We start from the raw sequence: 24178 nt of genomic DNA, 5'->3' as shown, positions 1-24178 counted from the left end.
TCGTTGACCGATGGCGCCCGATTAATTGAGCAATGCGATTAATTTTATAGCCTTCTTGATAGAGTATTTCTATTTTTGAACGTTCCTCTATGGTAAGATGTGTGTAGCTCATAACAGACCTCCGTGTTTATGTTTTTGTCATTACTAACATTTTACACGAACCTGTTATGGGTTTCTTTATTTGTCGCACTTAATTTTACAATTCATCTTTACAAAAAAACACGAGTGAACCGTAGACCACTCGCATTGTGTATATTATTCAAAATAATAAACAATTAAATCATTCGTTTGATGCAATACTTTGTAATCAGTTAACTGATACTTCTCTAAGACTGATTGGATTAACTCTTCTTGCTTAAGTTGCGTACTATTAGTATAAATCGCTAAAGGCTCACCTAGGTCATGCGCCTCCATCACAGGCATGTAACTAGCGTCTGTCGACTCCAGTATCATAGGATAGACCTCATCATGTAAGGCGAGTTGGGGTGAGTATTCTGCGATTTGCCAGCGTGAAGCACTGAAGACCATCGCCGAATTGGTGGGATTTTCAAGAATACTTTGTGTTAAAGCCCCTTGATCTGAATATTGAAAGTAAACTGTCTCACGCTTGAAACCAAGTAAGACGATTAAACTTAAACCAAGAATGGTCATGGCAGTACTCCAAGGCTTACTTAAAATCGCCCGCAGGGAAAAGTAAATCACTAACACAACCGCCACAGCGACGACTGAATAAATTGGGTAAATGTAGCGGGCGGTATGATAATGAGATAAATCTTGAACGAGAAAGATATATAAGCCCATAGGCAGAATAATCATTGCAATTTGTAAGAAAGTCACTCGATTAATTAAGGTCTTGCTTTGCACACAAAGTAGAATAATACAGCCAATTAACACACCGATAAAGATTGGTAGCGACACATCAGCAAGTAAATCCTTTTGCACAAAACTTAAATATAATTTCAAATTCTCTGTGAAATTCGCATTATTGGCATTATTTAATACTTCAACACCTTGATTCGAAGCGAAAATATGTGAAAAGACCGCTGGGAAAATACCCCAAGCAACCCCAATTGCGCCTACTTCTATAACGCCCAGTATAATTGCTTTTTTAAATTCCTTAATCATTAGAAGGCCAATACATGCGACCGCCACAATAAAGAAGGCATACAAATAGAAATAATAATGAGTCAAAGCGCCCAATAAAGTAGCGATAAATATAGGTATCAAAAGAATTGTCGTATATGATTTATTAGAACGGCTATACCGTAAAAGTAGATATAACAAACTAATGACGAAAAAGCCCATCAGATGATACATCCGAATAAATAACATCGAACTTAACCCACCGATACTCAACCCCCAGAACAAGCCAGCAAAGATACTTAAATAAAAATTCTTCGTTAAGTAATAGATTGAGAAAAATAATACAATCATTGTCGCTATATGCGCCCCTAGATTAAGCGTTAAGCCCACCATCGGTGAAAAGCCACCTTGCCAAAAAGAGGCAATCGTGTGGAATAATAAATAATATAGCGGTGGATGCACGTCATTGACTTGATTAGACATTACCGACCCATATTCGAACGCTGTTGCGTGGTTAGGCATCAAGTAGTTTTGATAATACGTACTTGGCGTCCATTCATTGATTGCAGTTGGAAAGGGATTGTAGTAACTGTTGCTGAGACCATAAGAGTATATTTCATCAATATGAAAGCCTTGTTTAGCAAAAGCAAAGTGAAGCATTACGTAGACTAAAAGACCTAAAGATACGAGGACAGTCCCCCAGCGGAATAAATAATGTGTTCGTTTAATAGGTTGACCCTCCTTTCAAGCGTGTTTTCAAATGCAGTCATTATAAAATATTTAAAAACCTTATGCAATAAAATATTTTATCCAACAAAAAAGCGTAGAACAAAGGGGCTATCCCTTATATTCTACGCTCAATGTTTATTCAGAAACTAATTCAACAATCACACCTAAACCAGAGGCATCATTAAAGCTCAGTGAATTATCCTCTAGAGTATAATCAGCTCCTAAAGAATCTAAGTTACTGATCACTTCATTAAAGAAATCTTCGGATTGAGTTTCCCAAATCGTTGCACGAAGTCCTTGTTGGCCTTCTTCTGGTTGTGTAATCCCTTGATCGGCGAACCAATTATTATTTGCGATATGGTGGTGATATCTTCCAGAAGCTTGGAAGAATGAGTCACCTTCAACATAACTTTGCGTATTTAAACCAAAGACATCACTGTAAAACTCACCTGCAGCGTCAAAGTCATCAGAGACTAAATGGAAGTGACCAATTTTAGTACGTTCATCTAATTGAGTGAATTCCTCAGTCGCCGATTCCATTACTTCAACATAATCAAGTGGCTCGTTTAACATGTCAACAGAGTTGTCGCCTTCGCCTTGAGGCCATTCTTCTTCAGGATAGTCCCAATATAATTCAATCCCGTTACCTTCAATATCAGCGGCATAAATCGCATCACTGACACCGTGATAAGTAAAGCCTTCAATGGGTGACTGAGTTTCCATGAGATGGTTTAATGCACTTCCCAAATATTTGCGGTCATTGAATAGGAAAGCAGTGTGGTATAGCCCTGTTGATAAGCTTTCCCCACGAGGGATATCTGTCGGGAATATCTCAAGTAACGTACGTTCATCCGAAGTTCCTAAACGGTAATACCCATCTGCTTCTTCTAGAATCGTCATCCCCATGTTATATTCATAAAATTCAGCTAAGTTAACAGAATCGATTGAGTTAAGTTGGTAACGAGCTGGATAAATAACAGCGTCAGAAGTGGCACCTTCTTGCGCCATGGCTGTGAGTGGACTAGCGATAAGGGCAAGTAGGAATAGAGCGATAATTGTTTTCAGTGTGTTCTTTTTCAAAGTAGTCATCCTTTCGATTATATGTAAATTAATAAACATCTATAATAGGCGTACAAGCCATAGCAAGTACACCTTTCAATGTTTTACTATTTTATGACTTTTAGGATAATACCTGTTCCGGCCGGATCTTTAAAGTAAAGAGTCTCGCCATCTTTAGTAAATTCATGTCCAATGTCAGTTAATTTTGCTTGAATCGCTTTTAAATCTTCCGCAGAACCTGACCAAACAGAGTTACGTAAACCTTGTGTTGCGTCTTGAGCAGCAGGGATATTATGACCATTCCAAAGGTTGGCACCTAAATGATGGTGGTAGTCTTGTGTAGCCATAAATAAAGCTGCTTCATTCATAATGAATTTAAGACCTAAGCCCATCACTTCATGATAGAAACTTAAAGTTGATTCAATATCATTTACGTGTAAATGAATATGCCCCATCGTTGTTCCATTTGGTATACCGGTGAAAGGCACCTCTTGTGATGAAAGTACGCCTTCAGCGTCCAATGCGATAACGATACCACCAATTAGGCCATTATCTTTAATGTCCCATTCACTTCTATCTTTATCAGCGTATATTTCAATACCGTTTCCTTCTGGGTCAGGTAAGTATAATGCCTCACTGTACCCGTGATCTGATGCACCTTCAACATTGACTTGGTTTTCTAGTAAGTGACGTAACATACCACCTAAGTCACCGCGTGTTGGTAATAATAAAGCTAAGTGATATAAACCAGTCGTTCTTTGTGATTTTTCAGTTGTCGCTGGGTAAATTGAGATAAGTACAGTTCCGTCTGGTGTTCCTAAGTGATAGATTTTCCCAGCGTCATCTTTGCTTAGTAAAGTTAAGCCGATTTTTTCCTCATAAAAACTTGCTAATTCAGTTGGTTTTAACGCGTTTAATTCAATTCCAGTTGTTTGGATGGTTGTTGCTGATTGTGTAATTGCTTCGGTTGTCATATATGTATCTTCCTTTCAGTTGTTGCTTTTCTTTAATATCATTCAAACGTCAACTTGATGATATCATGATAAAAAGCAGACATCAATACGAATTCGAGATAAACAACACTTAAGAACACATTGACGATTAAGTCTATTTTTTAAGAGGGAAAACGAGCTATAGGGGATAATTTTCGACAATGAATCAATTATTTAATATAATGTATAGTAGAAACTATTAAATGTCTTGGAAGGAGAATATATATATGAATATCATGTGGATAATTATCGCCGTTATCGTGGTCATCGCGATTATCTGGGTACTTATTTATAATAATTTAATTAAACGTCGTAACTGGGTAGATGAATCATTTAGCCAAATCGATGTACAGCTACAACGTCGTAACGATTTAATTCCAAACTTAGTGAACACGGTAAAAGGTTATGCGAGTCACGAAAGAGAAACTTTAGAATCAGTCACTCAAGCAAGACAACAATTGATTAACTTGCCAAGTGATGCGGATCCAGCTGAAATTAATGCTAAGTCTAATGAATTATCAGGAGCTCTATCAAGACTATTAGTTGTCGCAGAGCAATATCCAGATTTAAAAGCGAATACGAACTTTACACAATTGCAATCAACCCTTGAGAAAACGGAGCAACAAATTGCGACGGCACGTCAACTGTACAACTCAACTGCAACCCAATATAACACAACCGTTGAAACAGTGCCGACGAATATTGTGGCAAATGTTCATGGCTTTAATCGCCGAAGCTTACTAGAAACTCCAGAGGAAGCACGCCAAGTACCAGAAGTTCAATTTTAATAATCATTATAAATGATGCGACTTACCTAATAAGGTAGGTCGTTTCTTTGTTATTAAATAATTCATACAAACATGCTAAGATGGATATACGAAGGTCAGTAGGCGTATCTCTAGCAATTGCTTGTTAACTATTATAGAATATTTTTATGGAGAGATGTCAATGAGATACTCATTTGATACTATTAAATTCGGATAGTAAATAAATAATTGCATAATAATGCTTAGTTATTATTGTGCTGATTCATATAACTGCCATGGAATATAAGGGGAGTTTAATAAAGGAAATATGTAACATAAATGTCACATAAACTCGTGTTTTAACACTATTAATTTATGAATAAAATGGGTAGAATGTAGTATATTATGTTAAGAAATTAAATTGGAAGAAAGGAGGATGCGAGTGTGAGTCGTGTAAATTTATATGTTCATTATGATTCTGTTACTAACCATATTATGACTCGAGGTATTGATCTAGTCCTTGAGGATTTTGAATTCCAGTATATGCCGAATAATATAATACTTGCTCAAGCACCTCCTGAAGTTGGACGTTTTGACGCGCAAACAAATTTCAAAGTTTTACGAAATAAAACAGAAGTAGCGAACTACTTCGAAGCTAGCAGCAACGCAGAGTTGCGAATGTCAAATTGGATTGATTTTGAAAATATGGAATCCATGCACCAATTAACAGCCAATGAGATAGCTGAGATTTTATATTTGTTCCACGCAAATAAAGGCTTAAAGTCAGCATTTTTCTATAAACTTCAAAACAACTACGTATTTTTAAGGTTACCTAATGGCCTACTGAAAGTCTTTTACCGCTTTGTTTCACACTTCTATTCACGTTTTCAAAGAGTTATCCAAGCTAGAATGGTTGCGTTAGTGAATGAATCCCGTTCACTCTTTTTTATGCGAAAAGAAAAAGTAAATCCTTTACCCTTGAATGTTGTGGAGCAAATCGCTCCGCTATTCTCTCGTGGATTAAAAATTAACTTTGTTCAAGCAATTCAAACGGGTACGTATTGGAAAGTGCCATTAAATATTATCGAAGACGAATTGACCTTATTAACGCAAGATCAAGTACCAAAAGAACACATTGGCTTTCTAGTTTATGATACGAACGCACAGCGCTGGACGTTAGAATTAGAAGTTATTGAAGACATCGATGATTTTGAATTACGAAGTCAAGGGGTTCCATCAAGCAGTGTGGATGCTTAGTAAGCTTAGATAGTAACTTGCTTTATTCCATTATATAAATTAATATATAGTATTATGAATTGAATAGAAAAAAATATTATTTTTACAGTGGAAATATGGTATATTTACTATTGTTAAAATTAAAAAAATTTTATCTATTAGACGAGTTTACTATTGGAGGTTTAGACAATGAAAATCACAATGCTTTATGGCGGACAAAGCGCAGAGCATGATATTTCGATATTATCAGCACATAATATCGTGCAACAAATTATGTTCGATGTATATACAGTTCAACCTATCTATATTACCCGCCAAGGGAAGTGGATTAAGGGACCTTTATTGGAAGAGCCAAGCGCGTTCTCGGAACAGTTACGCTTAAGTTCCGCACAAGTAGAATCCTGGTGTGATAATGAAAAAGGTTCTTCGACCGGTATTAACATTAATCCTGGTGATATTGCGGAAGAGGATACAGTTGTCTTCCCAATTCTTCATGGACCAAATGGAGAAGATGGAACAATTCAAGGATTCTTAGAAATTCTAAATCTTCCATATGTAGGAGCAGGCGTAGCTGCAAGTGCTGCTGGAATGGATAAAATTATCAGTAAAAACTTATTTGAACGTGCAGGACTACCGCAAGTTCCTTACATCGCTTTCGATCAAAGAGAATGGCAATCAGATAAAGAAGACTTAATTGCGCGTTCAGAAGGTAGCTTGTTATATCCATTATTTGTTAAACCAGCGAATTTAGGTTCTAGTGTCGGGATATCAAGAGTGACTGACAGCAGTGAATTAGTTGAAGCTGTGGAATTGGCTTTACAATTTGATCGTCGTATCGTTGTTGAGCAAGGAATTCGCGCAGAAGAGTGTGAAGTGGCTGTCTTAGGGAATGATGATGCGCACGTCAGTGTGATTGGACAATTGGTGAAGCAATCTGATTTTTACAATTATGATGAGAAATACCTCAATAATACCGTTGAGATGCAAATTCCAGCTGAAATTCCTAACCACATCGCTAGCCAAGTTCAAGAATACGCGCTTGCAGCCTATCGTGCGATTGATTGTTCGGGCTTAGCTCGAGTAGATTTCTTCTTAACAAACAATGGAGACATCTATATTAATGAAATCAATACTATGCCAGGCTTTACCCAATACAGTATGTATCCGAACTTATGGTTAGGTACTGGCTTAAGTCAACGTGATTTAATTGATGAATTAATCCAGTTAGCCTTACGTCGCCATGAAAGAAATAGCCAATTAAAAGTCGATTTTTAGTCGAATACGAATCATTATTTTGCTTTGCAATAGTGATTCGTATTTTATTTTGGACAAAATATGATATATTTAACTAGATATGATAAATAACGAGAAATGTGTGGTAGGTGAAACATGAAGAGTATTAAATTAATGGATGTAGTTAAAGCAGTACATGCGATTGACTACACCGCAGAAAATAGAGACATTGAAATTAATAACGTAGAATTCGATTCCCGCCAAATAACTTCAGGAAGCTTATTCGTTCCGCTAACTAGTGGAAAGACAGACGGCCATGACTATATCCAAAAAGCGATTGAGAATGGTGCTATCGCAACTTTTTGGTCTAAAGACCAAGCTGAGGCTCCTTCGGAACAGATTACCTGCATCTTTGTAGACGATACTTTAGAAGCGATGCAAGCCTTAGCGAAATACTACCGTGACATTCTAGACCCAATCGTGATTGGAATTACAGGAAGTAACGGAAAGACAACGACCAAAGATATGACAGCCAACGCGCTCATGGCAAAATACCAAGTGCATAAAACTCAAGGGAACTATAATAATGAGATTGGTTTACCTTATACGTTACTGCAAATGCCAGAAACAACTGAAGTTGTAGTGTGTGAAATGGGTATGAGTGGTTTCGGAGAAATTAAAGCTTTGAGTGAAATTGCCCAACCGGATATTGCAGTCATCACGTTGATTGGCGAAAGTCATTTAGAGTTCTTAGGATCACGTGCAGGAATTGCTCAAGCCAAATTAGAAATTTTATCTGGCTTAAAAGAATCTGGTCTATTTATTTATCCAGGTGACGAGCCTTTAATACAAAGTGAGATGCCAGAATTAAATAAATCCATTGATACGCTAAGTATCGGCTTTGACGAGACCAGTGATGTTTATGCGAAAGAATTAATTGAAGAACAAAGTAAAACTTACTTTAAAACAAACTTAGACGAAAATGTTCTATGTATGATTCCGGTTATGGGAGCGTATAACGTATCAAACGCCTTAATTGCTTTAAGTATTGCTAAAAGCATTAATGTTCCAATTGAGCAAGCGATCTTCCAATTGTCTCAGTTTAAATTAACGGCGAACCGTTTAGAATGGCTAGAGATGAAGAATGGCGCTCAACTATTAAATGACGCCTATAATGCGAGCCCAACATCGATGCGAGCAGTATTACAAGCTTATTCAACACTTCAAACAAAACAGAACGGTCGTAAAATTGCTGTCCTAGGAGATATTCGCGAATTAGGTCCTCACAGTGAACAATTCCACCGTGAGATTGCGAAAGATATTGACCTGCAAAATATCGATGTCGTTTACTTGTTTGGTGAGCAAATGCAATATTTATACGAAGAATTAAAAGAAGTTTATGATGACACACATCTCATCTATGAACCAGAAAGCCATCAAATACTCATTGAACAACTTGAAAATACGGTTACTTCAGAGGATATGGTCTTAGTTAAATCAAGTTTCGGCGTTGATTTATTAAAAATCGTGACACACTTAACAAGTAAGGAAACGCAATCATAAACAAAATAGTTGTGACGTAAGGATTAACATGTTACACTAACAAAGGTTAAAGTGAAAATTTACATAGCATCGCCTAATGACACATGCCCATTGCTTGATACTGAGTTGTGTCTAGGCGTTTTTTCTTTTTAAACAAACATATAACAAACAGGCAAAACAGAAAGAGGTAATACCTTAGTGAAATTTAATGAATTTAATTTAAAACCCGAACTAATCCATACTTTAGATGATATGGGGTTCGAGGAACCAACACCTATTCAACAACAAGCAATCCCACATGCACTAGAAGGACGCGACGTTATTGGTCAAGCTCAAACTGGTACTGGTAAAACAGCTGCATTTGGTCTTCCAATGTTGAATAAAATCCACAATAATAATAAAGGAATTCAAGGAATTGTTATTGCACCAACTCGTGAACTTGCAATCCAAGTTCAAGAAGAAATTTTCCGCTTAGGAAAAGATGTTCGCGCACGCGTATTCACTGTATACGGTGGAACATCCATTCAAAAACAAATCGAACGTATCAAACGTAATCACCCACAAATCATCGTTGGGACACCAGGACGTGTTCTAGATTTAATTAACCGTCGTGTCTTAAACTTAAAAGACATCGAGACAGTCATCTTAGACGAAGCAGATGAGATGTTAAATATGGGATTCATCGATGATATTAAATCGATTATCGAAAAAACTCCTGCAACACGTCAAACATTATTATTCTCAGCAACAATGCCAGCTGCAATTAAAAAATTAGGAGAGCAATTCTTAACTGACGCAATTCACGTGAAGATTGAAGCGAAAGAAATGACAGCTGATTTAATTGAACAATACTTTGTTAAATTAAAAGACAACGAAAAATTCGATGTCTTAACACGCTTCATGGACGTACAAAATCCAGAGCAAGCCATCATCTTCTGTCGTACAAAAAAACGTGTTGATGAAGTAGGACGCGGTTTAACATTACGTGGTTACAACTCAGAATTAATTCACGGTGACGTAACACAACAAAAACGTTCAAGCGTAATTAACGAATTCCGTCAAGGACGCATTGAAATCTTAGTGGCAACTGACGTTGCAGCTCGTGGTTTAGATATCTCAGGTGTGACACACGTTTATAACTATGATATTCCACAAGACCCAGAAAGTTACGTTCACCGTATCGGACGTACAGGACGAGCTGGTAAAGATGGCATGTCATTATCATTCGTTACACACAACGAAATGTCTTACTTAAAAACAATCGAGAACTTAACTCGTAAACAAATGAAACCATTAAGCCCGCCAACATCAGAAGAAGTAGAGCACGGACAAGTTCAACAATTAGTTGACCAAATTAATGAGATTTTAGAATCGAGTGAAGCAAACAAACACCGCAACACTGCGAAAATGTTATTAGCGCACTACGAAGCAAATGATTTAGTTTCGGCTTTATTAAAAGAAGTTTTATCAGAAAATAACGATGTTGAGGTTGTTATTTCTCCACAAAGACCATTACCAAATGCTGGTGGAAAGAAATCTAAAAACAACAAAAAATACAACAGACGCCGTAGTAACAACCGTAATGACCGTGGTGGAAACAACCGTGGAAAACAAGGTTACAAAGGCAAACAAGGTAACAAAGGGAAACAACAAGGAAATAATTCTGATCGTAAAAGCAAAAACTTTAAAATCAAGTCCAAAAACGACTAATTAGCACATTCTATGAAATGTTTGTTAAAAAAGCACCAAATTCATTTTAACGGAATAAACTAAACACAGTTTATCCTTTTATTCAGCTTTTCTAATATAGTAAAAGCTGACTTTTAACCAAAAAATACATATATAAATAATATAAGTAAAGCAATGGCGGAAGCTAACGCATTTTGCTGCAGAAGCCGTATGACACTATGTTCATACGGCTTTTAATGTATAATGAGATAAATATATAAATTCCAAAGGGAGAACTAGAATGCAATTAGGGACAGATATAATAGAAATAGAACGCATTGTAGAAGCTTCGGTGCGACAGCCTCGTTTTGCGGCAAAGATTCTGACGGAACTTGAGTTGGAAATCTACAATAATTACTCGCAAGTCAGGCAAGCCAGCTTTTTAGCGGGACGATTTAGTGCTAAAGAAGCCTATGGAAAAGCGTTAGGAACGGGTGTAGGGAGTAAATTAAAGTTCACTGATATTACCATATTGCCTGACGAACGCGGTGTGCCGGTGATTACGAACGCACCCTTTACTCACCCAGAAGCGAAAGTTTCCATCAGTCATTCACGCTTTCATGCGACAGCAACCGTGATTGTTGAATTGGATGAACATACATTAAGAGACAGATTAAAAGAGTATTTTTCTAATAAGAAGGAGATAAATTAATGATAGATTATAGCGACCATAGACCCACACAAGCAATCGTCGATTTAACTGCGATTCGCCACAATATTCAATTAGTTGAAAGTCAGTTAAAAGACAATCAACAAATTTATGCCACTGTCAAAGCTAATGGTTACGGACACGGAGCTGTGCCAATAGCTCGAGCAGCACTTCAGGCTGGAGCAACTGGATTAGCTGTTGCGACAGTTGATGAAGGTATTGAATTACGTAGCCAAGGATTCTCACAAGTGCCCATTCTTATATTAGGCCTAACAGATCCGCGTGGTATCGCAGAAATTTTACATTATAATTTGACCATTACTGTGAGTCATTTAGATTTCTTCAAACTGGCTTATGAGCAATTAGAAGAGACAAACCAACTTGGTTTATTAAATCTATCTAAATTAACGTTCCATCTGGCTTTAGATACAGGTATGGGACGGATTGGATTGCGCTCTGTTGAGGAAATTGAAGCATTTAAAGCTGGCATTAAAGCCTATCCTTGGACAAATTGGGAAGGTGTCTTTACCCACTTCTCAACAGCCGGTGGTGGACCAGAAGAATATATTGAAGAGCAATATAATAAGTGGGTGGAATTAACTGAGGCCATTCCCGAAGAAGTTAAAGTGCGTCATATAGCGAACTCTGGTATGGGTATGTGGCATTTGAATTATCCAACCGATATTGTGCGTTTAGGGATTGCGATGTACGGTATTGATCCTAAAGATGATTTAGATAATCCAATCACTAAAGAATTGCGCCCAGCTTTACAATTAGTGTCAGAATTAATCTATGTGAAGAAAGTAGAGAAAGGCTCTAAAGTAAGCTATGGCGCTACGTATGAAGCAAGTGAAGATGAGTGGATTGGAACAATTCCAATTGGTTATGCGGATGGTTGGTTACGTCACTATAAAGGGATTTCTTTAAATGTTGACGGCCATGCTTGCCCAATTGTTGGGACAATTAATATGGATCAATTAATGATTCGCTTACCACGTGAATATCCTATTGGAACAAACGTTACTTTGATCGGAACGGATTATAAAGGGACAAACCATGCGTCAACAATCGCAAAAGAAGTTGGAACGATTGGTTATGAAATCCTAACGTCTATCGGTCCTCGAGTGACAAGAGTTTATTTAGACGATTCTTATTAAAATTTTCTAGGAGGCAAAATTATGTTAAAAGTAGCAAAATTAGTTGTCGGTCAAATTCAGGAAAATACGTATGTCGTCTATAATGAAGTCAACAAAGCATTGGTTATTGATCCAGGTGATGATGCAGACCGTATTATCGCTTGGATAAAGGAAAATGGTTGGGAGCCCGAAGCGATTCTGATTACTCATACACATTTTGACCATGTCTTAGCAGTGGATTCAGTGCGAGACGAATTCGGTATTGAAGTATATGTCCACGAAATTGAATCGGAGACATTCCAAACTCCGAACCGTAATATGCAACCAAGTACAGTTGTAGTGAACCGTCCAGCGGATCATCTATGGTCAGAACTTGGAGAATATACAGTCGGATCATTTACCTTTGACATTGCGTTGATTCCAGGTCATAGTCCCGGACATGTCGTGTACACATTCAAAGAAGATGGCTTTGTGATTTGTGGCGACACTGTATTTAACGGCTCGATTGGTCGAACAGATACACCTGGTGGCGATTTACAAACGTTATTAGTTGGAATTGCCCGTGATATCTTAACTTTACCTGGAGACTTTGTCTTGTTCCCAGGGCATGGTGGACCAACGACTGTGTCACAAGAAATCCAATCGAATCCTTTCTTACAAGGCTTTAAAGCTTAGAACAATTAAATATGCGTAAGCAAAAAGTGTCCAAAAATCTGAGAAGATTTTTGGACACTTTTTAATTTGTGATGAGTGAATGAGTTGGGGTGGAACTAGAGCCAAATGGGGGATCCATTTGACTTGAGTTCGTGCAACTAGAGTCGAACGGAAAACTCATTTGTCTTGAGTTGGTGCAATTAGAATCGAACGGCTAATCCATTTGTCTTGAGTTGCCGAAAATCGTGCCAAACAGCACAGCCACCTAACTCAAGTGCTCTCTCAAATTTTCACTATCCTACAACGTAACCACATTGACATCGTATTTGCGGCGAGTCAAGTCATTAACTAGTGCACGGACTGACGATACATCCAAGTACTCTGGTAGCGTTACCATTAAGTAAGTGGACGTATCATAGGTCGTTTTCTCAAAGGTAACGGCAGATTGAATATCTGCCTTACGATTCACAAGTCGAGCTAACTTTTTCAGCTCGCCTTTTTCCCCACGTGTTTGAATAGCAAGAACGTAACCTGACTTGTCTGCGACCCAAGCTTGAGCTAAGTAATTAATCATAACATCGTGTTGGATGACTCCTGTAAAGACATTTTCCTTATCTAATACGGCAATAAAAGGTAAATCACGAATCTCAAAAATTAATTGGTAAAAGGTATCATTCTCGTGAACAACTCGCGTCGTGTTTTTAAGAAATTGAGTCACTTTTACTTGCGCAAGATCAGCATCTGGGTGATGAAATTTGTATTTATAAATATGATAACGGTAAATATTACCGCGGTATAATGTATTAGTAGCATCGACGACCGGCGCATTTCTTAAAGAATGCTGCTCTAAAATTTCGATCGCGTCGAGACAATTCATTGTTTCATTAATCGTCACAATATTGTCTTTATGATGCACGAGGTTTTTTATCATAAAGCGAAACTCCTTGTAGTAAAATTCACTGTAGTTTGATAGATTCATATTAGCAAAATGTGATTCAGAATGCAAAGATTTCTAATTGTTTTTTAATATTAAATTAATGTTAAATCTGCGTTTCTCATTAGCACAACATATAATATTAACATATATGCATAAAATTATCTAGTTTTTATTAGAATTATTATGCAATAGAAATATGTTAAAAATCATTCATATTTCATTCAGGAAAAAATAGAAAAGAACACTGATTTTACAAGAAGATGAAGGTTAAACTTGATAAAAATTGCTTACATAAAAAAAGGGGGGAAAGACAGGATAAATTCATCGTTTATTTCTTGCAATTTGTTCGTTTTTTTCTTATATTTATAAGTAAAGAAAAAAATTGAATTATTAAAAGGAGAGAAAATAATGGGTTCCTCGGGGTCCTTGTGGACACAAGTCATAGTAATTATAGTCTTGACGGCAATTAACGCGTTTTTCGCAGCAAGTGAAATTGCCTTCGTATCAGTCAACCAGTCAAAAATGAAAGCATTAGCAGAAGAAGGTAATAAGAAAGCTCAAAGGGTTTTGGAATTATTAGAGAATTCTGATGATTTCTTAGCAACTATTCAAGTTGCGATCACTTTAGCGGGATTCTTATCCAGTGCCTCTGCAGCGACTTCATTTGCTGACAGATTCTCAGCTTTGCTACCGACATTTCCTGGAGCAGTAACAGTTGCGATTGTTGTCGTTACGTTAATTTTGTCATATATTACTTTAGTGTTCGGTGAATTGTTTCCAAAACAAGTGGCATTACAAATGCCAGAAAAAATCGCCATGGGTACAAGTGGTATTATTGGAACGATTCAGAAAATTTTCCGTCCCTTTATTGCATTATTATCAGCTTCAACTGGATTATTACAGCGACTAACACCTCTTGATTTCTCGGAGAATGATGAAAAATTCACTCGTGATGAGATGAAAGTGTTAATGGCTGAAAGTCGAAAAGAAGGTTCTATTGATTTAGCTGAATTTTCAATGCTTCAAGGTGTTCTATCTTTAGATGATAAGATGGCTAGAGAAATCATGGTGCCACGTACGGATACAATCATGGTTGATATTGAAGATGACTACGATGAGAATATTGAAGCGTTGCTAGATACACCTTACTCACGAATTCCTATCTATGAAGGTGAAAAAGATAATGTTGTGGGTGTTGTTCATATGAAGAATTTATTGAAACACGCACGAACAGTTGGTTTTGATAATATTGATATTCTTGATATATCAAGTGAGCCACTATTTGTACCATCCACAGTCTTTGTTGATGATTTATTAGTTGAATTCCGACGTGAAGAAACTCACTTGGCTATACTGCGAGATGAGTATGGTGGGGTTGAAGGGATTGTTACATTAGAAGACGTGTTAGAAGAGATTGTTGGGGATATCGAAGATGAGACAGATATCTCAACAGCAGGTGACATACGTAAAATCGATGATAACAATTATTATGTGAATGGTATTTTACCAATTGATAAATTTAATCAGTATTTTGATGTTGAATTAGAAAATGATGAAGTAGATACAATTGCTGGTCTGATTATTTATCATCTAGGCTATGTGCCAGACGATGACGAGCGAATTGTTCTAAGAGCAAGTGATTATGTGATTACGACAAGTCATATTGATAACGGTCGAATTCGTGGAATCCACGTGGAATATGATGACGATCACAAAATTTCGAGTGATTATAACTTATACCATGACGTCACTGCAGATGCGAGTGATATAACAGTAGAAGAATTATTGGACTTAGACTCTGTAGAGAGTGACCAATAATCAAGTATGTCTAACGAACTTTCGGTACTCTTTGAGTCGGCCAGCTAGGACTGATCAAGCGCCAAAGTTCGTTTTTTTCTGGAGAATATTGAATAGAGGAGTAATAACATGTTAAACGAAATGATGCACCGCCCAATCGTGATGCAAAAAGTTGTTGACTTTATGCGTGAAGGCCAACTTGACTTTGAGGGAGGACTTGGTGAGATTGAAGCTTATGCGAATGAATTAGGCATTCCGATTGTACCGCACGAAACAGCGAAGTTTCTTGATTTCTTTACTGCAACCATGCAACCAAGTCAAGTTCTAGAAATCGGAACAGCCATCGGCTTCTCAGCAAGTTTAATGGCACAGCATTTACAAGCAGATGGGCATTTAACGACCATTGACCGCTATGAAAAAATGTATGAACGTGCCAAAGAAAACTTTAAAAAGTTGGGTCTAGAAGATCGCATTACTTTAATTGAAGGGGACGCAGCGGATGTCTTACCGACCTTAGAAGGTTCATATGATTTAATCTTTATGGATAGTGCCAAAGCGAAATATATCGAATTTTATCCTGAATGTATGCGTCTACTTCGTCAAGGTGGCGTATTAATTATTGACGATGTATTTCAAGGTGGCACAGTATTAGATGATGAAGCAGAAATTCCAAAACGCGTTAGAAAAATTCATCGTAAATTAAATGAATTGTTTGATACTATATTAAATGATAAATCAAACCGTTCAACACTTGTTCCACTTGGCGATGGCCTTTTAATGGTCAGAAAGGAAGCAGCATAAATGACACGTGATATTCAACTCGTAGCAATTGATTTAGATGGGACTTTACTAAGAGATGACAAATCTTTGTCGCAAGAAAATGTAGACGCGATTAAAGAGGCGATTGAACAAGGTGTTCAAGTCGTTATTTGTACAGGACGTACGCTACCGAGTATTCAATATTTGTCTAAACAATTGCCACAAGGGGATGGCGATGAATATTTAATCTTACAAAATGGGGCAGTTATCCATCAGTTACCTGACTTAAATATTGTTCATGAAACAATCTTAACTGAAGGAGACCGTCAAGCAATTTATGATATCTTTAAAGAGTACCGAAGTGAAGAAGTTCAAATGGTTGCCTTTGATCCAGATAAGCTGTATTTAGTTGATGATGAGACAGCGAATCCAACGGTTGTACAAGACGCTAAAACGCTAAGTACTGATATTACATTGGCAAAATTCGAAGAAGTTCTAAACTTAGAGACACTCTATAAAATTGTTGTCTTTGGTGGAGTTGAATTTATCGATGATTATTTAGAAAAAATTCCTAATGAATTATATGAACAAGTTCATATTGTCCGCTCTTTACCCGTTGCAATTGAATTTATTCCTAAATTAGCGAATAAAGCTAATGGTCTAAATGCTTTAATCCAACTATTAGATATTAAAGCTGAAGACATTATGACCATAGGAGATGAATTAAATGATTACGAAATGGTTAAAATGGCTGGTTTAGGAGTCGCAATGGAAAATGGCCATCCAGAAGTAAAAAGAGTGGCCGATGAGCTGACTTTAACGAATAATGAGAATGGAGTCGCACACGCGATTAGAAAATTTGTCACACAACCGCCACACAATAGTTAAGTAATATTTATACTTTATTCACATTTACATGCTAAAATATATATTTGAATGAGGTCTTGTTATTTAAAAGAACGAATATTAAATTTTTTGAGGTGAACAAATGAAAAAACTAATTATCTCTGTGGTATCGGTACTAGTCATCATAATTGTGGCATATAGTGCAGGTATCGGATATTATGCTGAGAAATTCCAAGCAAATACAACTTTTGGAAGTGTTGACATTAGTAATTTAACACTCCCTGAAGCGGAAGAAAAAATTCAAGAGGATATCTACAGCAAAACTTTCCAAATTACTGAGAACGGCCAAGAAGTTGGTTCGATTCAATTAGGTGAATTGGAACCAGAATTACAAACGGGTGAAGTTTTAACAAAAACTTACAATAGCCAAAACCCAAATGAGTGGATTACAGGTTACTTCCAATCTGAAAACCATGATGGTGGCTTAATGGAAACAATGAATTTAGACGAGCAAAAATTAAACAAACAATTAGCGGATCTAGGTTTAAGTAATGAAGACCGTACAGCGGCTCAAGATGCAACGATTGAATATACTGAAGCGCAAGGTTACTACGTTACTGAAGCGGAAGAAGGAAATCAATTAGATATTGATAAAGTTCAAGAATTAATTATGAACGGTGTTCAAAATGGTGAAGAATCAATCGAAATTAATTCAGCTTACTTAGAACCTGAAGTATCAAGCCATGACGAAAAAATTGATTCAGTCATGGAACAAATTGAAACAGCTAAAAACACTGAAATTAATCTAGAAATTGCTGGAAACAATGTCACAATTCCTCAAGAAACAATTGAAGAGTGGATTTACTTTGATTCAAATAACGAGATTGTTTATGACCAAGAATTAATTTACGAATATCTTGGAACATTAAACGATGAATACGCAACTTATGACAAACCGCGTCAATTCCAAAGTACTTCAGAAGGTGAAGTAACGGTTGAACCCGGAACATTAGGTTGGTCCATTGACCGTGAATCAGAAACGCAAAACATTTTAGCTGATTTACAAGCTGGCGAGAATGTATCACGTCAACCAACTATTGTGGGGACGGGTTACAATACTGGAGGCAATGATATTGGGGATAGCTACGTTGAAGTCAGTGTTGACCACCAGACAATGTGGGTTTATGTTGATGGACAAATCGTAGTTGAAACACCAATTGTAACAGGGCAAATCGGAACAGATACTGTGCCAGGTGCTTACTCAATCTGGGATAAAGAAGAAGACTCAGAATTAAAAGGATATAACCCTCGTACAGAGCGTGATTATGTACAACCCGTAAATTACTGGTTACCATTTGATGATACTGGTCAAGGTATCCATGATGCTGGTTGGCAAAGTAACTTTGGTGGAAACACTTATCAAGTATCAGGATCACTTGGATGTATTAATACACCACCTGATGTGATGGCAGATGTTTTTGCTCATGCATACGAAGGTATGCCCATCCTTATCCATTAATCTTAAGGGCTTAAAAATGACTTTTTGAAAAAATTAGGTTAATATGCAAAGTAGGGGAATGAAATATTCGACTACTTTGCATTTCTTATTTAATCATAAATAATTAAGAAAACCTTAATTTATTGTGGCAATTTTGACTATATTTAATAAAACTGTATAATTAATACGATATATATTTAATTAATATTTGACTATCCTAAATATTAATCCTTTATGTAAGGAGGAAGAAAACTATATGAAGAAGATACTTGTTGTCGACGATGAGAAGCCAATCTCGGATATCATTACATTTAATTTATCAAACGAAGGTTATGAAATTGTCACAAGTTTTGATGGCGAAGATGCAATCGAAAAATTTAAAGAAACAAAACCTGACCTCGTTATTTTAGATTTAATGTTACCTAAAAAAGATGGCTTGGAAGTGTGTCGAGAAATTAGAAAAGAAAGTGCTGTGCCGATTATTATGTTAACGGCAAAAGATTCTGAGATTGATAAAGTACTCGGTCTGGAATTAGGTGCTGACGACTATGTAACGAAACCATTCTCTAACCGCGAACTAATGGCTCGTGTAAAAGCGAACCTACGTCGTAACGCATTAAAAGAAGTTGATGAAGATGAAAATAATGCCAATGAAATCAAAGTAGGCGAATTAATTGTTCACCAAGATGCTTACATTGCATCAAAATTAGGTAGAGAAATAGAACTGACACATCGTGAGTTTGAATTACTTCACTACTTAGCGAAACATATTGGACAAGTCATGACCCGTGAACATTTACTAGAAACAGTCTGGGGCTATGATTATTTTGGGGATGTCCGTACAGTAGACGTAACAATTAGACGATTACGTGAGAAAATCGAAGATCAACCGAGTCACCCGACGTATATTATTACCCGTCGTGGTGTTGGATACTTTTTAAAAAATCCAGAACAAGAATAATTAAATACATGATAAAGTGCCTGCTATATGCAGAAGGATTCCTTCGCGTAGCAGGCACTTCTTGTATATATAGTAAGAACACAATGTTCTTGATTCAAAGCAAATTAAATGAGATTCTAGCTTGTAATTATAGTTAAAAATCAATAAACTGAGTCTATATGTTTTTTAGAATTAAAATGTTTGAATTAAGGAGACACCAACATGTTATTATTGTGTTCAGGACTTAAAAATTTAGAAAGATTGGAGCAGATACGACGATGAAGCAAAGACCTTTTCGCTTTTTCCAATCAATATACTTTAAAATACCCTTACTATTTGTATTTATCTTAGTGATTACTTTCCAATTTATCGGAGTTATCTTTATTGATCAGTTAGAGACACAAACAGTAGATAATTTTAAAGTACAAATCAATACGCAAGCGGACTTTTTAGCGAATAATATTACACCGATATTATCGAATTCGGACCAAGAGTCACAAAGTGTACTCAACCAATTGCGTCAAACTTTAGAAACCTTTAGCTCAACGGCGCCTGCGCGTCTTGAGGTGATTAATAATGCGCAAACGATCATTGCGACGAATCAGGGTTTAGATCAAAGTTCGATTGGGAACCAAACAACAGATGCTGATGCGCGCAATGTCTTACTCTATCAGAATGAATTACGCAGTGAGTATACAGATCCAGAAACAGATGCACCGATTTACAAATTAATTAAACCTATCTTTGGAACAACGCAAACGACGTTACTCGGAGTGTTAGTCATTGAGGCTAATATGGAGCAAATTTATAGTCAGAATAATAATATTATTGACCTATTTCTCCAGTCCTCGATTTTAGCCGTAGGAGTCGCTTTATTGATTTCCTTTGTCTTAAGTCAAGGTTTAACTCGTCCGATAGAGAATATGCGACAACAAGCCTTGCGTATTTCGGAAGGAGTCTATAATTACCCGGCCGAAGTGTACGGTTATGACGAGTTGGGTGAGTTAACGATGACCATTAATGAGTTAGCCGTCAAAGTAAAAGATGCCCAAGAATCGACCGAGTCAGAAAGACAACGTTTAGACGGAATTCTTCGTCACATGACCGATGGTGTGATTGGGACAGATCAACGAGGACGCGTCCTATTAGTAAATGACCGTGCCTTGCAATTGTTAAATATTCGTCAAGAACAAGCGATTGGTCATTCGATTTTAAGATTATTAAATATCGAATCGCAAATTGCTTTAAAAGGATTACTACAAAAAGATACTGAAGTCATGATTAAACACACTGATAAAGGTGTGGATTCGATTTTAAAAGGTGAATTCTCGATTATTCGTCGAGAAACCGGCTTTGTTACTGGAGTTGTGTGTGTGTTAACAGACGTCACAGAACAAGAGAAGACCGAACAAGAACAACGCGATTTCGTATCAAATGTGTCGCACGAATTGCGTACACCTTTAACCAGTATTAAAAGTTATAGTGAAGCCCTATCTGATGGTGCTTGGCGTGACGAGAAGATTGCGCCGCAATTTTTAGAAGTCATTCAATCAGAAAGTAATCGTATGATTCGGATGATCGCAAACTTACTGGATTTATCTAAGATGGATGGTGGCCAAATTACACTTCAGACCGACTACGTTGATTTGAAACGGATTATTAACCATATCATAGACCGGTTAGTTTTCACTTTAGAATCGGATTCAAATGCAGGGAACTATAATTTTGTGCGTGAATTTACAACACGGGATATCTATGTCGATGTTGACCAGGACCGAATGACTCAGGTGATTGATAATATCTTAAATAATGCCGTGAAATATTCACCCGATGGGGGAACCATTACAGTTAAAATTGAAGATAACCACCGCAGTGTCATTGTACGTATCACCGATGAAGGGTTAGGAATTTCTAAGCAAGACGCTGAGAAATTATTTGATCGTTTCTACCGCGTTGATAAGGCGCGGTCTCGTGAACAAGGTGGTAGTGGACTCGGCCTTGCGATTTCTAAAGAGGTTATCGAATTACATGGCGGTTCAATTTGGGTAGATAGTGTTGAAGGTGAAGGCTCAACCTTTATCTTTGAATTACCTTATACCGAATTCACCGAGCTAGATGGGGAGTGGGATTAATTGATGAGAAAACAAAATACGGGGATCACAGTCGTGCTCGTTATATTAGTTGCGATTAGTTTCTTATTCTCATACTTTATTCTTTATGATATCAACACATTTGAAAGTATTATTGGTAATGAATCAGCTCCGACAGACGAAGAGATAGCGACTGAAACCATTCAACCAACTGCTAATTACTACTCACCCACGCGATTAAGTTTTCAAGATGTTGTCTCTTCAGATGAGTATATTATTCGATTAGGCCAACAGTCTTACTTCATTCGTGATGAAGCAACTATCAACACATTGCGTTCTTTAATTGAAAGTAGACCCATCTCAGTTGATAATGTGTCATATATGGAAGATCCGCAGTTACTTAATAATTTATTAGATGTTGATCATCTGCAGATGGAATTACCGACGCGTATTCCCTTAGGAGCATACACGCGAGTATTATCCATTGAAGACGAGATACCGACAGATATTTTAATTGATCGAATTATTATTCCGCTGACTTCGCAAGAAGAGCGTGGAGTTTACTTAATTGATTCTAAGACAGAACGTGTGATTGAAGCAGAATTATCATCGAATTTAAGAAAAGATGAATTGCGTAATGCTATTACTTTAGAGAACTCAGATTTGCTTGAAGTGGTTCGTTATCAAGGCGCATATAAGCCAATTTACCTGCCAGTCAATAATGTAAACTTACAGTCGCAACTCTTTACCCTGGATGTATTGCCAGAAAATCTTCATGTCAGTGATTTGTTTGATAATACTGGCTTTAATACGACTGAAGTAGCAAATAGTGATGATGACGAAGTATTCCGTTATCAAAACTATATTAATACACTAGATGTGAACCGAACGACTCAGCAGTTTGACTTAACAATCAGCCGGGCAGATCCGGGTGAGCCAAGAACGACTGTTGAGAAATTCCGTAATGCCTTTAGTATGGTGCAACAATTTGAGTATTGGGAAGGCGATATTCGTCTATTCCATCAAGAGAATAACTTCATTACTTTTAGACGTTACTACAATGATTTACCCATCTTAACAAGCTCAAACATGCCTGATTATGGAGCGAACTCCGTTCAGATGCGTGGCGATTTGAGTGGGGATATCTTCCGATACCACCAACCGATGTTGACTTTTTATACGCATATCGACACGGCTTCACAAGAGTATGAATTGATGAATCATGAAGAAATTTTAGCAGTGCTTCAAGAACGAGGTTATACAGTGAATGGCTTTGAAGATATCTTTATGGCTTATGAATGGCAAGAAGATATGGAAATGTTTAGAAAAGCAGAGCTCATTCCGACTTGGTTCTTCCAATTAAACGGTGAGCACTATACTTTAGAAGAAATTCAAAGCGACGACTTTGTGGATATTTGGAATACTCAAGTACTTGGTGAAGGGGGAGCTGACTAGTGGACTTTAAACGCATTCAAATCGTATTAGTGTTTTTCTTTCTAGTATTCGATATTTACTTACTATTCATGTTGTTTAATCGAGCTGAAGTAACCAGTTTACCAACTGAACAGATTGAGTTATCCATTGAAGAAAATCTATCAAATCGTGGCGTTACTTTTGATGAATTATCGACTGAAAAATATCAACTCCCATTCGTCGTATCAGAGACTAATAATCATCTTGCTGAAAATATTTCACAACTTGAAATCGAAGATGTATCTGTGAATCAAGAAGGCATGCTGACTGGGACTTTATCAGAACCGATGGATTTAGGACTCGGCTTAACAGCTGAAACAACGGGTTTTTCAAATGAACAACGGCAAGCCCTTCAAGACTTTTTGGAGAACCCAGCCTTATTTATCTCTGGAGATGTTTACCGAAATATTTGGTATGTTAATTCAGAACAAGTCATCTATGCTCGAATGACCGCCTTTGACGGGCGTCCGATTGTGGATGGTACAGCAGAAATCCGAATTAATTTGGATGAAAACTTTATGATGACTGGTTATACGCAAACTTTCCAAAGCAATGTTACAGAGCTTGACCGAGACCGGACCATCTTATCCGAACGTGAAGCTTTAGAAATTATTGATCGTCGTGTGGAAACTTTAATCCCAGACGGTTCGGTAATTCATTATTCGATATTAGTTTATTACCGCCAGACGCAATTAGACGGCTTAAACGTCTATTCACCTGCCTGGCAAATCGTGTATGACAATCCGAATGGCCGCTTTACTTTATTAGTCGATAGTATTCGAGGAAATACAGTTAACCGGAAGCAATTTAATTAGTAAGAGCCGTTCGCCACTATTGTGGTGGAGCGGTTTTTTTGGGGATCGTGATTTAAAATGCAACTCGCGCCAAATGGCTGTTCGGTTTGTCTTGAGTTGACGCAACTCAGGTCAAATGGGTGATCGGTTTGTCTTGAATTGACGTAACTCGCGCCAAATGGGAGTTCGGTTTGTCTTGAGTAGACGTAACTCGCGCCAAATGGGTGATTGGTTTGTCTTGAGTAGATAAACTTTTT

21 protein-coding genes are annotated in these 24178 nt (G+C 37.1%); 16 read left to right on the top strand and 5 right to left on the bottom strand.

The genetic code is table 11. The features are described from left to right. From FEZ33_RS12980 to FEZ33_RS05950, 4 genes are all read right to left on the bottom strand, one after another. Window positions 1-112 (bottom strand): helix-turn-helix domain-containing protein (locus FEZ33_RS12980; RefSeq protein WP_138404493.1); only part of this gene is annotated, 112 nt, incomplete at its 3' end. 143 nt (window positions 113-255) lie between these two features. Continuing rightward, complete coding sequence (locus FEZ33_RS05960) at window positions 256-1743, bottom strand: hypothetical protein (RefSeq protein ID WP_138404492.1); 1488 nt, start codon at window positions 1741-1743, stop codon at window positions 256-258. A gap of 204 nt (window positions 1744-1947) precedes the next feature. After that, entirely contained in the window at window positions 1948-2892 is a 945-nt protein-coding gene (locus FEZ33_RS05955) for a VOC family protein (protein WP_138404491.1), read from the bottom strand. Window positions 2893-2978: 86 nt separating this feature from the next. Continuing rightward, window positions 2979-3845 carry a VOC family protein gene (locus FEZ33_RS05950; protein WP_138404490.1) on the bottom strand — a complete coding sequence of 289 codons (867 nt, stop codon included), beginning with the start codon at window positions 3843-3845 and terminating at the stop codon, window positions 2979-2981. 245 nt (window positions 3846-4090) lie between these two features. Here FEZ33_RS05950 and FEZ33_RS05945 point away from each other — a divergent pair, with 245 nt between their 5' ends. From FEZ33_RS05945 to FEZ33_RS05910, 8 genes are all read left to right on the top strand, one after another. Continuing rightward, window positions 4091-4651, top strand: a complete 561-nt coding sequence (locus FEZ33_RS05945; RefSeq protein ID WP_171031299.1) for a LemA family protein — start codon at window positions 4091-4093, stop codon at window positions 4649-4651. Window positions 4652-5053: 402 nt separating this feature from the next. After that, the gene (locus FEZ33_RS05940) at window positions 5054-5866 is read left to right on the top strand and encodes a hypothetical protein (protein ID WP_138404489.1); all 813 of its coding nucleotides are present in this window, start codon (window positions 5054-5056) and stop codon (window positions 5864-5866) included. 168 nt (window positions 5867-6034) lie between these two features. Beyond that, window positions 6035-7120: a D-alanine--D-alanine ligase gene (locus FEZ33_RS05935; RefSeq protein ID WP_138404488.1), complete on the top strand. Its 1086-nt coding sequence runs from the start codon at window positions 6035-6037 to the stop codon at window positions 7118-7120. A gap of 114 nt (window positions 7121-7234) precedes the next feature. Then, window positions 7235-8641 carry a UDP-N-acetylmuramoyl-tripeptide--D-alanyl-D-alanine ligase gene (locus tag FEZ33_RS05930; protein ID WP_138404487.1) on the top strand — a complete coding sequence of 469 codons (1407 nt, stop codon included), beginning with the start codon at window positions 7235-7237 and terminating at the stop codon, window positions 8639-8641. A 177-nt stretch (window positions 8642-8818) separates the two neighbouring features. Further along, window positions 8819-10330, top strand: a complete 1512-nt coding sequence (cshA, locus tag FEZ33_RS05925) for a degradosome RNA helicase CshA (RefSeq protein WP_138404486.1) — start codon at window positions 8819-8821, stop codon at window positions 10328-10330. A 259-nt stretch (window positions 10331-10589) separates the two neighbouring features. Continuing rightward, on the top strand, window positions 10590-11000 hold the full coding sequence (acpS, locus tag FEZ33_RS05920) for a holo-ACP synthase (protein WP_138404485.1): 411 nt from the start codon (window positions 10590-10592) through the stop codon (window positions 10998-11000). Then, window positions 11000-12154, top strand: coding sequence for an alanine racemase (gene alr, locus FEZ33_RS05915; RefSeq protein ID WP_138404484.1), 1155 nt, complete (start codon window positions 11000-11002; stop codon window positions 12152-12154). Before acpS ends, alr begins: the two co-directional genes overlap by 1 nt. 21 nt (window positions 12155-12175) lie before the next feature. Next, window positions 12176-12808 (top strand): MBL fold metallo-hydrolase, encoded by a 633-nt coding sequence (locus FEZ33_RS05910; RefSeq protein ID WP_138404483.1) that lies wholly within the window; start codon window positions 12176-12178, stop codon window positions 12806-12808. A 277-nt stretch (window positions 12809-13085) separates the two neighbouring features. Here the strand turns inward: FEZ33_RS05910 and cbpA are convergent, their stop codons facing one another. Then, a complete protein-coding gene (gene cbpA, locus FEZ33_RS05905; RefSeq protein ID WP_171031298.1) occupies window positions 13086-13718 on the bottom strand; it encodes a cyclic di-AMP binding protein CbpA in 633 nt (210 codons plus the stop codon). A gap of 414 nt (window positions 13719-14132) precedes the next feature. Between cbpA and FEZ33_RS05900 the strand changes: the two genes are divergently transcribed. The 8 genes from FEZ33_RS05900 (at window position 14133) to FEZ33_RS05865 (ending at window position 23942) form a co-directional block, all read left to right on the top strand. After that, window positions 14133-15542 carry a hemolysin family protein gene (locus tag FEZ33_RS05900; RefSeq protein ID WP_138404481.1) on the top strand — a complete coding sequence of 470 codons (1410 nt, stop codon included), beginning with the start codon at window positions 14133-14135 and terminating at the stop codon, window positions 15540-15542. Between the two features lie 108 nt (window positions 15543-15650). Beyond that, the gene (locus FEZ33_RS05895) at window positions 15651-16322 is read left to right on the top strand and encodes an O-methyltransferase (protein ID WP_138404480.1); all 672 of its coding nucleotides are present in this window, start codon (window positions 15651-15653) and stop codon (window positions 16320-16322) included. Next, the gene (locus tag FEZ33_RS05890; RefSeq protein WP_138404479.1) at window positions 16323-17168 is read left to right on the top strand and encodes a Cof-type HAD-IIB family hydrolase; all 846 of its coding nucleotides are present in this window, start codon (window positions 16323-16325) and stop codon (window positions 17166-17168) included. 100 nt (window positions 17169-17268) lie between these two features. Continuing rightward, window positions 17269-18645: a L,D-transpeptidase family protein gene (locus tag FEZ33_RS05885; protein WP_138404478.1), complete on the top strand. Its 1377-nt coding sequence runs from the start codon at window positions 17269-17271 to the stop codon at window positions 18643-18645. Window positions 18646-18880: 235 nt separating this feature from the next. Next, on the top strand, window positions 18881-19585 hold the full coding sequence (gene yycF / locus FEZ33_RS05880) for a response regulator YycF (RefSeq protein ID WP_138404477.1): 705 nt from the start codon (window positions 18881-18883) through the stop codon (window positions 19583-19585). 257 nt (window positions 19586-19842) lie between these two features. Then, on the top strand, window positions 19843-21696 hold the full coding sequence (gene walK, locus FEZ33_RS05875; protein ID WP_138404476.1) for a cell wall metabolism sensor histidine kinase WalK: 1854 nt from the start codon (window positions 19843-19845) through the stop codon (window positions 21694-21696). Window positions 21697-21699: 3 nt separating this feature from the next. Next, window positions 21700-23109 (top strand): two-component system activity regulator YycH, encoded by a 1410-nt coding sequence (gene yycH, locus FEZ33_RS05870; protein ID WP_235888779.1) that lies wholly within the window; start codon window positions 21700-21702, stop codon window positions 23107-23109. After that, the gene (locus FEZ33_RS05865; protein ID WP_138404474.1) at window positions 23109-23942 is read left to right on the top strand and encodes a two-component system regulatory protein YycI; all 834 of its coding nucleotides are present in this window, start codon (window positions 23109-23111) and stop codon (window positions 23940-23942) included. The genes yycH and FEZ33_RS05865 overlap by 1 nt, the downstream gene beginning before the upstream one ends. Window positions 23943-24178 lie beyond the last annotated feature (236 nt).

This window comes from Ruoffia tabacinasalis, from assembly GCF_005864045.1.
Taxonomy (GTDB): domain Bacteria; phylum Bacillota; class Bacilli; order Lactobacillales; family Aerococcaceae; genus Ruoffia; species Ruoffia tabacinasalis.
Note: the sequence above shows the minus strand (reverse complement) of the source record. Positions and strands in the feature narration are given on the sequence as shown.

Excerpts from the sequence above, each read along its gene's own strand:
- FEZ33_RS05950 (WP_138404490.1), bottom strand. The coding sequence starts at position 3,845 with ATGACAACCGAAGCAATTACACAATCAGCAACAACCATCCAAACAACT.
- FEZ33_RS05885 (WP_138404478.1), top strand. The coding sequence starts at position 17,269 with ATGAAAAAACTAATTATCTCTGTGGTATCGGTACTAGTCATCATAATT.
- yycF (WP_138404477.1), top strand. The coding sequence starts at position 18,881 with ATGAAGAAGATACTTGTTGTCGACGATGAGAAGCCAATCTCGGATATC.
- alr (WP_138404484.1), top strand. The coding sequence starts at position 11,000 with ATGATAGATTATAGCGACCATAGACCCACACAAGCAATCGTCGATTTA.
- FEZ33_RS05960 (WP_138404492.1), bottom strand. The coding sequence starts at position 1,743 with ATGCTTCACTTTGCTTTTGCTAAACAAGGCTTTCATATTGATGAAATA.
- FEZ33_RS05935 (WP_138404488.1), top strand. The coding sequence starts at position 6,035 with ATGAAAATCACAATGCTTTATGGCGGACAAAGCGCAGAGCATGATATT.
- FEZ33_RS05910 (WP_138404483.1), top strand. The coding sequence starts at position 12,176 with ATGTTAAAAGTAGCAAAATTAGTTGTCGGTCAAATTCAGGAAAATACG.
- FEZ33_RS05900 (WP_138404481.1), top strand. The coding sequence starts at position 14,133 with ATGGGTTCCTCGGGGTCCTTGTGGACACAAGTCATAGTAATTATAGTC.
- yycH (WP_235888779.1), top strand. The coding sequence starts at position 21,700 with ATGAGAAAACAAAATACGGGGATCACAGTCGTGCTCGTTATATTAGTT.
- FEZ33_RS05890 (WP_138404479.1), top strand. The coding sequence starts at position 16,323 with ATGACACGTGATATTCAACTCGTAGCAATTGATTTAGATGGGACTTTA.
- FEZ33_RS05895 (WP_138404480.1), top strand. The coding sequence starts at position 15,651 with ATGTTAAACGAAATGATGCACCGCCCAATCGTGATGCAAAAAGTTGTT.
- FEZ33_RS05930 (WP_138404487.1), top strand. The coding sequence starts at position 7,235 with ATGAAGAGTATTAAATTAATGGATGTAGTTAAAGCAGTACATGCGATT.
- walK (WP_138404476.1), top strand. The coding sequence starts at position 19,843 with ATGAAGCAAAGACCTTTTCGCTTTTTCCAATCAATATACTTTAAAATA.
- acpS (WP_138404485.1), top strand. The coding sequence starts at position 10,590 with ATGCAATTAGGGACAGATATAATAGAAATAGAACGCATTGTAGAAGCT.
- FEZ33_RS05945 (WP_171031299.1), top strand. The coding sequence starts at position 4,091 with ATGAATATCATGTGGATAATTATCGCCGTTATCGTGGTCATCGCGATT.
- cbpA (WP_171031298.1), bottom strand. The coding sequence starts at position 13,718 with ATGATAAAAAACCTCGTGCATCATAAAGACAATATTGTGACGATTAAT.